Source organism: Acinetobacter sp. CIP 51.11, from assembly GCF_000369665.1.
Taxonomy (GTDB): Bacteria; Pseudomonadota; Gammaproteobacteria; order Pseudomonadales; family Moraxellaceae; genus Acinetobacter; species Acinetobacter lwoffii_S.
The window spans coordinates 1,705,077-1,718,133 of the sequence record NZ_KB850129.1 but is presented as its reverse complement, the minus strand read 5'-3'; the positions used below and the strand labels follow the sequence as shown (position 1 = coordinate 1,718,133).

The following is a 13,057-nucleotide window of genomic DNA, read 5'->3' as shown; positions in this document are numbered from 1 at the left end:
TACTTTTAACTAAGGATCTATTCTTCCGCCATAAGATGCACTTCTAGTTTTTATGTTTCTGCTTTAGAGAATTTTACAAAAGATTTTCAGTCTCTTTTTGATTACAATGATAAAAAATATTAAAGATAAGAGCGAATTATGTTTCAAGAGGGGAAAATCAAAACCTATAACGAAGATCGTGGTTTTGGTTTTATTCAGATCGAAGGGCAATCTAAAGATTTATTTTTTCACGTCAAAGACTTTCCCAATAAAAATATTCCGCCAAGAATTGGGGAAAAATTAAAGTTTTTAATTGTAGAAGAGAATGGAAAGTTTAAGGCGGACCATATTGTTCGCTTGGATGTTAAAGCAACGATGCCTGTTTCGCAGAATAATGATTTACATGAAGATATTGAAACCAAAGCTTCTCCACGTTATGAAAAGAAAAAATCATCAGCTACATCAAAAATAATCACAATATCAGGATTGGTTATTATTGTGATTCTTGCTGCTCTTGTTTATAACAAATATCAAAGCTACCAAGTTCAAAAACAGCAAAAGCTAGAAGAACTGATGGTAGAGCAGCAACGAATTGTCGCTGAACAGCGAGCAGCGCAAGGTGATCTACCTATGCAAGGATTATCTGAGCAGGGTAGGAAGAACCTGGAAAATCGCGGCACTGAGTTAAGAAGCCAAAGTAACCTCGTTAATCCGAAAACTTCAGAAACGGCTTCACCATCTGTCTCTCAATTTAAATGCGATGGTCGGGAACACTGTAGTCAGATGGGTTCTTATGAGGAAGCATTATTTTTTATTCGTAACTGTCCAAATACCAAAATGGATGGTGACGGAGATGGGATACCATGTGAAAGTCAGTTTTGATGAATCATAAAAAAAGCACCTTATGGTGCTTTTAATATTTTAGCTTTCACAAAAATTCATAAAGGCTCTCAGACCTGGACCCTGATATTTCTGGCGATGTACCAGCATGAATAGAGGACGAGTCAGCGACCAGAATGGTGTATCCAGAATCACCAATTGACCTTTTTCACGTAAAGGCTCAATCGCAAGTTTGGAAATACAGGACATACCGATTCCACCTGCTACGATTTTTAAAATCGCCTCATTATGACCGAGTGTTAGACGGATATTGGCATCCGGCACATCTTTTAAGATGGCATTATCAAACACTTCACGGGTACCTGAACCTTCTTCACGCAAAATCCATTCAACAGATTTGAAATCTTCAGCGGTTAGTTCACGGTTCAATTGCGCAAGAGGATGATCCGGTGCACAGCATACGGCCAGCTCATCATCACGCCAATGGATACATTGGAGCTGTGGCAGATGACAGGAACCTTCAATTAAGGCAAGATCCAGCTGGAACTGATTCACCGCTTCAATCATTTGACGGGTATTACCGACTTGAAGCTGTAAATGTGCTTGTGGCTTGATTTTCAAGAAATCGGCCATCAGGTCAGGAATCAGGTAATCTGAAATCGTCAGGGTTGCACCTAAACGTAAATCTATACTTTGAAGCTCACCTTTAGCGACTTGTTCAAAAGATTCACAACGACCTAAAATTTCCAGGGCTTGAGGGAGAAGAAAGCGCCCTAGGTCATTTAGCTGTAAACGTTTGCCTAGACGGTCAAATAGTGGAGCACCCAGACCATCTTCCAGATCTGCTAAAGCCATACTAGCCGCACTTTGTGTAAGCTTGACGGCATCGCTAGCCTTCGTTACGGTACCCTCTTGTGCCACTGCTACAAAAACAGCCAATTGGCGTAAAGTCATGCGCATGAGTAGAGCCTTAACATTTAAAAAATATTAATAAATTATGTTGCCATGCTACCATGAGCACAGTCTTTCATGCCACGTTGAAATCATGTCAATTGAAAAATTTACCCGAGAAAAAGTTTTATCTGTACACCGTTGGACCAATACATTATTTAGTTTTACGATGACACGCCCGGCACATTTCAAATTCACTGCAGGGCAGTTTGCGCGTATTGGTTTACAAGTGGGGGATGAACTAGTGGTTCGTGCCTATTCGGTAGTGTCATCTCCTTTTGATGAAACTCTGGAGTTTTTCTCGATTGTCGTTCCAGAAGGTAAATTTACTTCCAATTTACAGCACCTCAAAGTAGGGGATGAGCTGCATCTGGAAAAAATTCCTTATGGTTATCTGACTCTGGCACGTTATCAATTGCCTTTGCCTAAAGACCTGTGGTTACTGGGTACCGGTACGGGTCTGGCACCGTTTATTTGCATGTTGCAAGACTTTGAGACCTGGAGCAAATACGAAAAAATCAATCTGGTTTATAGTGTGCGCACCCGAGCTGAACTTGCTTATGTGGACCGGATTCAAGAAATTGCTGAAATCTTTGGCGAGGGGCATACCGGTTTTAAATTTATCCCGATTATTACCCGTGAGCCTGAGGCACCTTTGCACGACCGTTTACCGATTTTAATTGCCAATGGTGAACTGGAAAAGGCAGCAGGTCTAATGCTTAATCCGGAAACGACGCATGTCATGCTTTGTGGTAACCCGGATATGGTCGATGATACTAAAGAAGCTTTAAAAGCCCGTGGCCTGACCATGAACCGTCGTGGTGAAGGAAATATTGCGGTCGAGAATTACTGGTAAGGCTGAAGAATTTATGAGCAAAAGCTCCTACTTGAAGGCAATGCGGTTCACTGGAGAGGAGTCGCATGGTGATCTAGGGGATAAGGGGTTTTTGAGATATTAACTGTTCGAGGTATTGTAGGCCTCGAACGCCTCTCCAAAACAAACTATCTATCCCTGATCCGCAGGCAAGCACCGCCTGCGAATAGTCGCGGGACTGCTCAACCTGAGTGTGGACTTGACCCACTCAACGGGGATATTGTGAATAAAAGTACTCAGATTCGAGAGCTTAAACAGATTGTTAAGATCTAAAATATCCTGCTGAAATACCATAAAAAAATCCGATGCCAAACCTGACATCGGATTCTCTAATGAATTCCAAAATGATTCAAATGCTTAAGTAAACAGCATTGCCCATTACGGAGGTTTTTTCGATTCAAGCTTAATGCACAAACATATCCATGGATTCACGGATTTCCTGAATAGCTGTTTCGACATCGGGGCTGAGCCAGGTCGGTTCAAAGAATCCGGCATAGTGCTCAATACGGTCTGCAGGTACCACCAGGCGAACCGGACAGTCTTCTTCCAATAATCGCCACGGAATAATCGGCACTTCATTATCCAACCATGCCGTTACATCTCGAATATCGATAATCATCGCATTGACACAGTCCGGAAAAGGCATCACGGAAAATTCTTCGGTACGACGGCGGAAATATTCCAGATCCTGCCAGCGCAGCAGGAAGCTTGGCTTACTGAATTCAATAATTCCAATCAGATGCTGATCACGGCTGTAGTGCAGCATGCATTGATGTGTGACGTCAGTATCAAGATCAAGCGATACACTTTGTTGACGATACGCCATATAACTCGGGTGTATAAATGAGAAGGTGGATAATTATAACGCATTTCATCGCTGAAAGGCAGCGTCTCAACTGTCTTCACTAAAGCCTGCGGAACCGGTATGGCTTATGCATATCTTCAGGGAAAAACGATAAAAACAACGAGGTTGCTATGTCAGAGTCAAAAAGTGTGATTGATACCAGTGTGACTGAAACAGCAGTACAAGAAGATTATTTTGCCTTGCGCCAGCTCAAGAAAGGCGCCGTAGGTTGGCTGCTTCTCGTCGGTCTGGGGGTCGCGTATGTGATTTCCGGTGACTTCGCTGGCTGGAATTTTGGTTTGGCACAGGGGGGGTGGGGAGGCATGTTTATTGCGACCATTGTGGTGGCATTCATGTATCTGTGTATGTGTCTGGCCATGTCCGAAATGTCGACCATGCTGCCGACTGCAGGTGGGGGTTACAGTTTTGCTCGTACTGCTTTTGGTCCCTTTGGCGGCTATCTGACCGGGAGTGCCATCCTGATTGAATATGCCATTGCTCCGGCAGCAATTGCCTGTTTCATTGGTGTCTATTGCGAAGCCTTGTTTGGTATTGGCGGCTGGATCATTTATCTGGTGAGCTATCTGGTTTTTATGGGCTTGCATCTGAAAGGTGCAGGTGAAGCACTCAAGATCATGTTTGTGATTACCGCAATTGCTGCGGTTGCCTTGATGGTGTTTATCTTTGGCATGTTGCCTCATTTTAATAGTGCAAACCTGTTTGATATTGCGGTCAGTACGGAAGCGGCGGGTGCAAGCAGTTTCCTGCCATTGGGCTATCTGGGCATCTAGGCAGCAGTGCCTTATGCGATCTGGTTTTTTCTGGCAGTTGAAGGTGTCCCGCTGGCAGCAGAGGAGGCCAAAGAGCCAGCTAAATCCTTGCCGCGTGGCCTGATTGGTTCCATGCTGATTCTGGCATTCTTTGCGCTAAGTATTTTGTTACTCGGTCCTGGCGCAGCAGGTGCAGATACGCTGAAAAATTCCGGTGCACCGCTGGTGGATGCCTTGGTGGCAGTCTATGGTGCCAATACCTGGATGGCGAGTTTTTTGAATTTTGTCGGGCTGGCAGGTCTGATCGCCAGTTTCTTCTCGATTATTTATGCCTATTCCCGTCAAATTTTTGCACTCTCACGTGCCGGTTATTTACCGAAAAAACTGTCCTTGACCAACAGCAATCATGTACCTTATTTGGCCATCATTATTCCGGGGATTATTGGCTTCCTGTTGTCCCTTTCAGGTGAAGGTGATCTGCTGATTCTGATGGCGGTCTTTGGTGCTACGATTTCCTATGTTTTGATGATGATGTCATATATCAAACTTAAGTTATCCAGACCAAATCTGGCACGTCCTTATCAGGCACCGGGCGGCATTGCCACAGCATTGATTGCTTTAGTGCTTGCAGCCATTGCAGTGGTCGCAGGCTTCTTGGTCGATCCAAAAGTCTGGCTAATGGCAGCTGCCATTTACGTGGCACTGATTCTCTATTTCTTGCTGTATAGCCGTCATCATCTGGTGGCCGGTACGCCGGAAGAAGAATTTGCGCGTATCGAGGCAGCAGAAAAGGAATTGAAATAAACCATCTTGCAGGGAGAATACGCTTATGCTGTATCAGATCAATGTGGCCAGTCAGCATTATGTCTTTGAGGATTTAAAAACCTTATTGGCCAAGGCTACCCCTGAACGTTCTGGTGATCAGCTGGCAGGGATTGCGGCCGTGGATGCAACCGAGCGTATCGCTGCACAAATGTGTCTGGCAGAAGTACCGTTACAGCAGTTTTTGCATGAAGCTGTGATTCCTTATGAGGCGGATGAAATCACCCGCCTGATTATGGATGAACATGATGCCGATGCTTTTTATCCGATCTCGCATTTTACTGTGGGGGATTTTCGTAACTGGCTGCTGAGTGCAGATGCCACCACAGAAAAACTTGCTGCTTTAAAAATGGGCTTGATTCCGGAAATGGTCGCAGCAGTGAGCAAAATTATGCGCAATCAGGATCTGATTCTGGTGGCAAAAAAATGTCGTGTAATCACACGTTTTAGAAATACCATTGGTCTGGAAGGTCATCTGTCGACACGTTTGCAGCCGAACCATCCGACTGATGATTTGATGGGAATTTCTGCATCTATTCTGGATGGGCTGATGTACGGCAATGGTGATGCAGTCATCGGAATCAACCCAGCTACAGATAATCTGCAGAATTTGACTGAGCTGCTCAAACTACTCGATCACGTTATTCAGGAATATGATATTCCGACTCAATCTTGTGTTTTGACCCATATCACTTCCGGCATTCAGCTCGCCAATAAAAATGTTCCGATTGATTTAATGTTTCAGTCTATTGCGGGAACCGAAAAAGCCAATACCGGTTTCGGCATCAATCTGGCGCTGTTACAGGAAGGTTATGAAGCCGCTCTAAGCCTGCAACGCGGCACCGTGGGCCAAAATGTCATGTATTTTGAAACCGGACAGGGCAGTGCCTTGTCTAGCAATGGGCATCATGGCGTGGACCAGCAGACTTTGGAAGCGCGTGCCTACGCCGTGGCGCGTAAGTTTAATCCCTTGCTGGTCAATACTGTAGTCGGCTTTATCGGGCCAGAATATCTGTATAACGGCAAGCAGATTATCCGGGCCGGGCTGGAAGATCATTTCTGTGGCAAGCTGCTCGGTGTGCCAATGGGCTGTGATATTTGCTACACCAATCATGCCGATGCCGATCAGGATGATATGGATATACTGCTGACCTTGCTTGCCAATGCCGGATTGAATTTTATCATGGGGATTCCCGGTTCAGATGATGTGATGCTGAACTATCAGACGACATCCTTTCATGATGCTCTTTATATTCGACAGTTATTAGGACTGAAACCAGCTCCTGAATTTGACCACTGGCTGGAGCAGCAGGGAATTTTGGCGCAACAGTCTAATCAGTTGCACTGGCCGACCGAATTGCCGAAGCAATTTTCACGTCTGATCTTGTCTTGAAGAAGTGCTATGAAACTAATTGCTGATGTGAAATTTGAGTCTCAATTGCAGGATAATCCCTGGCAGAAGTTAAAAGCCTTTACTGATGCACGGATTGCCTTAGGTCGAACTGGGGGCAGCTTGCCGACTCGACCAAGTCTGGAATTTCAGTTGGCACATGCGCAAGCTAAAGATGCGGTACTGAAGCCACTTGATGTTGAATTCTTAAAATCTGGCTTAGCTAAAACGGGACTGCCTATTCTGGAAATTGAAAGCCAGGCGGTAGAGAAAGATCTTTATCTTAAACGTCCCGATCTTGGGCGTGTGCTTTCAGAACAGTCCAAAACGATATTGCAGCAATACCGGGCCGAACATCAGCAACATTGGGATGTAGCCATTGTGCTGGGAGATGGACTATCAGCACGTGCCATTGAGGAAAATAGCCTGCATTTTATTCCGGCCTTGCTAGAGGCATGCAAAGAACAAGGCTGGCAGATTGCCCCCTTAGTGATTGCCCGTGGCAGTCGTGTGGCACTGGGTGATGAATTGGCAGAAATTTTACAGGCGAAAATGCTGGTCATGCTAATTGGCGAACGGCCGGGTTTGAGCTCACCCGATAGTATGGGAATTTATTACACTTATAATGCTTTTAAAGGCTGTCATGATGCCTTGCGCAACTGTATTTCCAATGTCCGTTCTGCGGGCTTGGCCTATCCACTAGCTATCCAGCGACTGGTCGCATTGATGCGTAAATCCTGTGAGTTACAGCTTTCAGGGGTGCAGTTGAAAGATGAACACGAAACCCCAGTCGACATGCAACATAGCCCAGCCAAACGGCTATTTTAAAGTAGCATCTAGCAGAGAATTCTGATGGATTAGTGACTTACATCCCGTCACCATCTCACCATGTTTTGTCACAGAAGCCCTATTCACAGCTTGTTATTCTAAAAATCTACTTATGAATAACAAAGAGTGAGGATGGTTATGGTCGATGATTTCAATAAAAAACCACCTTTAAATCATCAGGCAGACGTGACGCAGAAAAAGCGTATCCCTGTTTATATCTTGATTTTGGTCGGTATTTTTTTACTCGCACTACTGTTCTATATGTTTGCTGACATGAATCCAGATGCGAATGATGCTCCTGCAGGACATCCAAATCCGAATGTACAGCCTGCTACCCCAAATAATTCAACTCCAGTCGGTGAGCCTACACAAGGCACCGCCACCATGAATGATGGAACGGAAGCTACAGCAACCGTGGGTGATGGCACAGAAGCAACAGCAACTGCGACTGATGGACAGGCGACTCAATAACTGAAAATACCTGAAAAGCTCTAGTGAACCACTGGGGCTTTTTTGCAATGGATGGTGATGTTTTAAGGTAGTGCCATCTACCTGGCTTGAGCCTGAAAACATCAAATCTAATATGAATCCGGAAAAAGAAGGGGCTGATTGTTTCAGGGAGATGCCCCCGATTTCAGATAAATAGCTTAATAACAAAGAGGGTAGAACAACATGAATGATTATATGAGAAGCCCGCGTGGTGGCTTCGATGCCATGTACTATTGGGATCAGTTCCATCCCATTCTTAGTGCAATTGCCATATTAGTAATTGGCTGGATCATTGCGTTACTGGTCTCGGCAGGCGTTAAAAAGCTCTTGCAAAAACTGGGCACCAATACACATTTAAATACGGCGACAGGTCATCACTCCAATGTGGAGAGCATTATCGCCCGCGTCGTGTTCTGGATTATTCTGATTATTGCCGTGATTGGTGCGCTGAACGTGCTCAATCTTACCAGTGTCAGCGGTCCATTCAGTAATATGATCCAGCAGTTCCTGTTATTTATCCCGCAGTTACTAGGTGCAATTGCAGTCGGATTCATAGGTTGGATTGTGGCCAATCTGGTGAAGATAGGGCTACAAAAACTGCTAGACCGAACGCAACTCGATGAAAAACTCAGTGCTGAAGTCGGTGTCAGTCCGATTAGTAAAAACATCAGTGAAATTGCTTACTGGTTAATTTTATTACTGTTCTTGCCAATCGTGCTGTCTATTCTGGGTCTCAACGGTCTGCTGTTACCAGTTCAGAATATGCTGACCGATGTTGTTAGTTACTTACCAAACATCTTCATTGCTGCAGTCATCATTTTTGTCGGTTATATCCTGGCGAAAATTGTGCGCGGTATTGTTGAAGGACTATTAAACAGTCTGAACGTACAGCAACATGCTGAGAAAGTAGGCATCTTCAAAAACTCGAATGTTTCTCAGGTGATTGGTTCATTTATCTTCGCCGTGGTGATCATTACGGCACTGATCATTGCATTTGAAGCATTGGGTATCGAGGCCATTTCTCAGCCTGCTACAGCCATGCTATATGAAATCATGAATGCCATTCCGAATATTATCGCTGCTGCGTTGATTCTGATTCTGGCGTATGTGGTCTCTAAACTGGTAGCACGTCTGGTAGTTGAAGTAGTTGCCGGTACAGGTGTTGATGAAATTCCTGCCAAACTGGATATCCAGCGTTTTTTAGGCACGACTAAACTTTCCAGTGTAGTCGGTTTCCTGATCGTTTTATTCACCATGCTATTTGCGGTATCTGAAGCAGCGAACCGTCTGGGCTTTGAACAGATCAGTGGTCTTATTGCAATGTTCATCTACTTCGGTGCCAATATCCTGCTCGGTGCGGTGATTCTGGTAATCGGTTTCTGGCTGGCAAATATTGTTGCGAATATCGTACAACGTGGTGAATATAACAGCTCACGCTGGTTAGCCAATCTGGTTCGTGTTCTGATCATGGGACTCGTTGTGGCAATGGGTCTGCGTGCCATGGGTATTGCCGATTCAATTGTTAACTTGGCATTTGGTCTAACTTTGGGTGCTGTAGCAGTGGCATTTGCCTTGGCATTTGGTTTGGGTGGTCGTCAACCTGCGGAGCGTGTACTCACAGATTTGATTGATAAAGCCAAACGAGAAGCTAAAGAACCCAATCCAGTCAAAGAAAAAGCTGAGAACAGCATATTTTCTGGATTAGGTAGCAAGACCACAGGTACAAGTGCAGCCGACATGTCAGGTACTACAGGTGCGGCGATGGGTATGAGTTCTACAGATAGCTCAATGAGCCAGTCCTCTGGTGGTTCGCAAACTGCTACGGGTACTAGCGATTCCTCAATCACAACTCCAGGAGCAGGCATCGTGCCAAATCAGGATTCAGACAAGAGTACGCCTATGAGTACGGATTTATCCCATACTACCCCGGCAATCCTTACCACTGCACCACAGGATGATGAGTCATTAGGTATTGATCCTGTCAATCCGGATGCGGATCAGGCCGTACCAGATTCAGTAAAAGTCGATCCGACTCATCCACCAGCCAATAATCCATTTGGTTCAACCGGAGAAAAAGAGCCAGATGTCGATATTGACCGTTCAACTCAGAAAAAAGATGACCTGAAATAACCTTTTATTTTTAAGCAAAATCGACCACGCTCATGTGGTCGATTTTGTTCAGTCATAAGGAAAAATGAATGAATACCAAGAAACCTAACAAAGTTCTGGCGCCTTTAGTCATTGCAGGAATTACGATTGGCTTTTTTACCGCTGCCTATCGATTTATTTTTGTAAAGAGCAAGCAGGACGAGCAGTCTGAGCGGGAGCTGGATAAGAAAATACCAGAGGCAGACGAATTTAACTGAGAAGTCAATCCTGCTCAGTCGCTAGGAATAGAATTTATTTTTTAAAAAATATAGAATATTCAAGTGAATACTAAAATGATTTTGGTATTTTTCTTGCATTAAAAATATAAAGAAAAGGAGATCAACAATATGTGGAAAGCACTGCAACATAAATTCATGGCATCTTCAGCAGATGACTTACCGCTATGTCTGCGAGAAGCTCAAAAAATGCAGCTGGCGATTGACCGTCTAACCAATACGGCCAATCTTAACCTGTTTAAAACAGATTATCTGGAATGAGTTAAGTAGCAATCCAGATTATCTATTGATTAAATATATTCCGATGCGGCATGTGCCGATGACCATGCCCATTGGAAATTATAACCGCCCAAATGTCCGGTAACATCCAGTACTTCACCAATAAAATACAAGCCTTTCTGCTTTTTACTTTCCATGGTTTTTGAGGATACTTCCGTGGTGTCTACACCACCCAAAGTCACCTCCGCCGTACGGTAGCCTTCTGTTCCTGAAGGTTTCACTTCAAAGCCATGCAGACGTGCCGCAATCTGTTCCAGCTTATCATCGCTGATATTACCAATGGCAGTTTCAGCACTTTCAGTCCAGATCAGAATTTGTAATTCAGCCACCACACTTTTCGGTAAATATTCATTGAGGAGTGTACGTAATAAGACTTTGGGCTGGCTTTGTTTTTTTGCTTTAAAGAAATCCAGTAAGTCTACACTCGGTAAGAAATCGACCTTAAAGCTTTGACCGACATTCCAGTAGTTAGAAAGTTGCAGGGAACTCGGCCCACTCAAACCGCGATGGGTAAATAAGAGGGCTTCGGTAAAGCTGTTAAGTTCATTAGAGAGTGTTGCTTCTACGGCATTACCACTTAAGCGCGTGGTCACTTCTTTAAATCCGTCAGAGAAGGTAAATGGAACCAGTCCGGCACGAGTCGGATAGAGGTGATGTCCAAACTGTTTTGCAATCTCATAGCCAATGCCTGAACCGCCAAGCGTAGGAATAGATAAACCGCCAGATGCCACGACGACAGATTCAACTTCAAAATATCCCAGTGAGGTCGCCACCTGAAAGCCTTGATCATCGACTGGATTCACTGCTTTCACTTCGCAACTGGTCTTAATATCGACCAGACCGGTTTTATCACATTCTGCCAGCAGCATCGACAAGATATCTTTTGCACCATTTAAGGTAAACAGCTGTCCATGTTTGCGCTCTTCATAAGCAATGCCATATTCACAAACCAAGCCGATAAAGTCCCAGTTGGTATAACGCGTTAAAGCTGAAATCACAAAATGTGGATTGTGTGAAATATAATTGCTCGGTTCGACTTCCAGATTGGTGAAATTACATTTACCACCGCCAGACATCAGGATTTTTTTGCCAACCTTGTTGGCTTTTTCCACCACCACGACTTTACGCCCACGTTGCGCAGCCATATACGCCGTCATTAAACCTGAGGCACCGGCACCTATGACTAGAACATCGTATTGCTTGGAAGACATCACACACTCAAGGGAGAAGAAAAGGGAAGCATTATAGACAATTTTATTTCAGCTTTCTCTATTCCAGAAAAATCAGTTCCGTGATTGCAGATTTGCAGCGCATTTTAAACATAAAATATTTGAAAGCTGCTTAAAACTCATGCATAGTTTTTGTACAAACTAAAAACATAATAACAAGGAAAAGCGAATGGCAAGTGCGGAAGATTTAAAACAATATAATCTGATTACATATATTCTTTATATTTTAGGATTTTTTCTTGGTCTTACCCCATTTATTGCGATTGTGATGAATTATATCAAGCGTGATGAAATGCGCGGTACCTGGCTGGAAAGTCATGTCGATTGGCAAATTAAAACCTTCTGGATCAGTTTGCTGGGTTATATCGTCGGTGGCTTATTGACTGTGATCTTGATTGGCTTCCTGATCGTGTTTCTGGTCTTTATCTGGCATATCTACCGCTTGGTCAAAGGGTTAATTGCCTTAAATAACAATCAACCAATTCAAGCTTAGGTTGCTGTAAAACCAAAGGGAATATTACGGCCTTGCAGACCACCACTATGAATGACCAGCAGTTTTGATCCAGCCGGAAAATAATTTTTCTCGATCAAATCAAAAATTCCCATCAGCATTTTAGCCGTGTAGATCTGCTCCAGTGGAATTGAAAATTCGGCCTCAAAATCCCGGATAAACTGCACTAAGGCTGCACTGGTTTTGGCATAGCCACCACAGCAATAATCATCGAGAATGTTCCAGTTGGTTTTTTTCGTCAGCTGGGCGACTTCATCTTTTAAAAATGAACCTTTCAGTGCAGAAAATCCTAAAACCTGTTGATGCCCATGACTGGCTTCGATCAATCCGCTGATGGTGCCACCGGTGCCTACTGCACAACAAATCACATCAAATTGCGCATCGCTATCTTTTAATATTTCCTGACACCCTTGAATCGCCAAAGCATTGGTTCCACCTTCAGGAATCACATAATGTTCAGGAAATTGTCGAGCGAGTTCGGCCAAATACTCAGGCTGTTGCTTGCGCCGATATTCATCACGACTGACGAAATGCAACTGCATCCCGAATTCTTGGGCGGTGGCTAATGTTGGATTCAATGGTCGATCAGCCAGTTCTTCACCCCGAATCACTCCAACACTCTGAAAACTAAACTGCTGTGCGGCAAATGCAGTAGCAGCAATATGATTGGAATAAGCACCTCCAAAACTCAGAATATGCTGATAACCCTGTCTTTTGGCTTCAAGAAAATTATATTTCAGTTTAAAAAACTTGTTGCCCGAGATTTGTGGATGCACCAGATCCAGACGACGTATTATTAAAGTAATATCGTGAAAATTAATCTGTTGATCTGGAATATTTTGGGCAATGGTTTCAAACATAAAAGTT

At 44.0% G+C, this 13,057-nt stretch carries 13 protein-coding genes and 2 pseudogenes; 10 read left to right on the top strand and 5 right to left on the bottom strand.

What is annotated here, in order from left to right:
- Window positions 1-138 precede the first annotated feature (138 nt).
- A complete protein-coding gene (locus tag F894_RS11935) occupies window positions 139-861 on the top strand; it encodes a cold shock domain-containing protein (RefSeq protein ID WP_005247884.1) in 723 nt (240 codons plus the stop codon).
- A 39-nt stretch (window positions 862-900) separates the two neighbouring features.
- Here the strand turns inward: F894_RS11935 and gigC are convergent, their stop codons facing one another.
- Window positions 901-1,779 carry a LysR family transcriptional regulator GigC gene (gigC, locus tag F894_RS11930; protein ID WP_004280761.1) on the bottom strand — a complete coding sequence of 293 codons (879 nt, stop codon included), beginning with the start codon at window positions 1,777-1,779 and terminating at the stop codon, window positions 901-903.
- Window positions 1,780-1,864: 85 nt separating this feature from the next.
- Between gigC and F894_RS11925 the strand changes: the two genes are divergently transcribed.
- Window positions 1,865-2,626 carry a ferredoxin--NADP reductase gene (locus F894_RS11925; RefSeq protein WP_005247882.1) on the top strand — a complete coding sequence of 254 codons (762 nt, stop codon included), beginning with the start codon at window positions 1,865-1,867 and terminating at the stop codon, window positions 2,624-2,626.
- A 156-nt stretch (window positions 2,627-2,782) separates the two neighbouring features.
- Here F894_RS11925 and F894_RS15310 read toward each other — a convergent pair.
- Both F894_RS15310 and F894_RS11920 read right to left on the bottom strand, forming a co-directional pair.
- Window positions 2,783-2,938, bottom strand: a pseudogene (locus tag F894_RS15310) (IS4 family transposase); the annotation flags it as partial.
- 109 nt (window positions 2,939-3,047) lie between these two features.
- Window positions 3,048-3,470, bottom strand: a complete 423-nt coding sequence (locus F894_RS11920; protein WP_005247880.1) for a hypothetical protein — start codon at window positions 3,468-3,470, stop codon at window positions 3,048-3,050.
- Between the two features lie 149 nt (window positions 3,471-3,619).
- Here F894_RS11920 and eat point away from each other — a divergent pair.
- The 7 genes and pseudogenes from eat (at window position 3,620) to F894_RS15180 (ending at window position 10,432) form a co-directional block, all read left to right on the top strand.
- Window positions 3,620-5,062, top strand: a pseudogene (eat, locus tag F894_RS11915) (ethanolamine permease).
- A 25-nt stretch (window positions 5,063-5,087) separates the two neighbouring features.
- Window positions 5,088-6,473 (top strand): ethanolamine ammonia-lyase subunit EutB, encoded by a 1,386-nt coding sequence (locus F894_RS11910; RefSeq protein WP_005247877.1) that lies wholly within the window; start codon window positions 5,088-5,090, stop codon window positions 6,471-6,473.
- Window positions 6,474-6,482: 9 nt separating this feature from the next.
- On the top strand, window positions 6,483-7,298 hold the full coding sequence (gene eutC / locus F894_RS11905) for an ethanolamine ammonia-lyase subunit EutC (RefSeq protein WP_005247876.1): 816 nt from the start codon (window positions 6,483-6,485) through the stop codon (window positions 7,296-7,298).
- A gap of 138 nt (window positions 7,299-7,436) precedes the next feature.
- The gene (locus tag F894_RS11900; protein WP_005106219.1) at window positions 7,437-7,769 is read left to right on the top strand and encodes a hypothetical protein; all 333 of its coding nucleotides are present in this window, start codon (window positions 7,437-7,439) and stop codon (window positions 7,767-7,769) included.
- A 201-nt stretch (window positions 7,770-7,970) separates the two neighbouring features.
- Window positions 7,971-9,917, top strand: coding sequence for a mechanosensitive ion channel (locus F894_RS11895; RefSeq protein WP_005247875.1), 1,947 nt, complete (start codon window positions 7,971-7,973; stop codon window positions 9,915-9,917).
- Between the two features lie 68 nt (window positions 9,918-9,985).
- Window positions 9,986-10,153, top strand: coding sequence for a hypothetical protein (locus tag F894_RS15185; protein WP_005106221.1), 168 nt, complete (start codon window positions 9,986-9,988; stop codon window positions 10,151-10,153).
- 129 nt (window positions 10,154-10,282) lie between these two features.
- Window positions 10,283-10,432 carry a hypothetical protein gene (locus F894_RS15180; protein WP_005247874.1) on the top strand — a complete coding sequence of 50 codons (150 nt, stop codon included), beginning with the start codon at window positions 10,283-10,285 and terminating at the stop codon, window positions 10,430-10,432.
- A 29-nt stretch (window positions 10,433-10,461) separates the two neighbouring features.
- Here F894_RS15180 and F894_RS11890 read toward each other — a convergent pair whose 3' ends face one another.
- Window positions 10,462-11,661, bottom strand: a complete 1,200-nt coding sequence (locus tag F894_RS11890; RefSeq protein WP_005247873.1) for a BaiN/RdsA family NAD(P)/FAD-dependent oxidoreductase — start codon at window positions 11,659-11,661, stop codon at window positions 10,462-10,464.
- 187 nt (window positions 11,662-11,848) lie between these two features.
- Between F894_RS11890 and F894_RS11885 the strand changes: the two genes are divergently transcribed.
- Window positions 11,849-12,172, top strand: a complete 324-nt coding sequence (locus F894_RS11885) for a DUF4870 family protein (RefSeq protein WP_005106226.1) — start codon at window positions 11,849-11,851, stop codon at window positions 12,170-12,172.
- Here F894_RS11885 and F894_RS11880 read toward each other — a convergent pair.
- A complete protein-coding gene (locus F894_RS11880) occupies window positions 12,169-13,050 on the bottom strand; it encodes a 1-aminocyclopropane-1-carboxylate deaminase/D-cysteine desulfhydrase (protein WP_005247871.1) in 882 nt (293 codons plus the stop codon). The genes F894_RS11885 and F894_RS11880 overlap by 4 nt on opposite strands.
- Window positions 13,051-13,057 lie beyond the last annotated feature (7 nt).

Bases quoted from the DNA above. Each gene is read 5' to 3' on its own strand.
- F894_RS11935 (WP_005247884.1), top strand. From the start codon at position 139: ATGTTTCAAGAGGGGAAAATCAAAACCTATAACGAAGATCGTGGTTTT.
- gigC (WP_004280761.1), bottom strand. From the start codon at position 1,779: ATGCGCATGACTTTACGCCAATTGGCTGTTTTTGTAGCAGTGGCACAA.
- F894_RS11925 (WP_005247882.1), top strand. From the start codon at position 1,865: ATGTCAATTGAAAAATTTACCCGAGAAAAAGTTTTATCTGTACACCGT.
- F894_RS11920 (WP_005247880.1), bottom strand. From the start codon at position 3,470: ATGGCGTATCGTCAACAAAGTGTATCGCTTGATCTTGATACTGACGTC.
- F894_RS11910 (WP_005247877.1), top strand. From the start codon at position 5,088: ATGCTGTATCAGATCAATGTGGCCAGTCAGCATTATGTCTTTGAGGAT.
- eutC (WP_005247876.1), top strand. From the start codon at position 6,483: ATGAAACTAATTGCTGATGTGAAATTTGAGTCTCAATTGCAGGATAAT.
- F894_RS11900 (WP_005106219.1), top strand. From the start codon at position 7,437: ATGGTCGATGATTTCAATAAAAAACCACCTTTAAATCATCAGGCAGAC.
- F894_RS11895 (WP_005247875.1), top strand. From the start codon at position 7,971: ATGAATGATTATATGAGAAGCCCGCGTGGTGGCTTCGATGCCATGTAC.
- F894_RS15185 (WP_005106221.1), top strand. From the start codon at position 9,986: ATGAATACCAAGAAACCTAACAAAGTTCTGGCGCCTTTAGTCATTGCA.
- F894_RS15180 (WP_005247874.1), top strand. From the start codon at position 10,283: ATGTGGAAAGCACTGCAACATAAATTCATGGCATCTTCAGCAGATGAC.
- F894_RS11890 (WP_005247873.1), bottom strand. From the start codon at position 11,661: ATGTCTTCCAAGCAATACGATGTTCTAGTCATAGGTGCCGGTGCCTCA.
- F894_RS11885 (WP_005106226.1), top strand. From the start codon at position 11,849: ATGGCAAGTGCGGAAGATTTAAAACAATATAATCTGATTACATATATT.
- F894_RS11880 (WP_005247871.1), bottom strand. From the start codon at position 13,050: ATGTTTGAAACCATTGCCCAAAATATTCCAGATCAACAGATTAATTTT.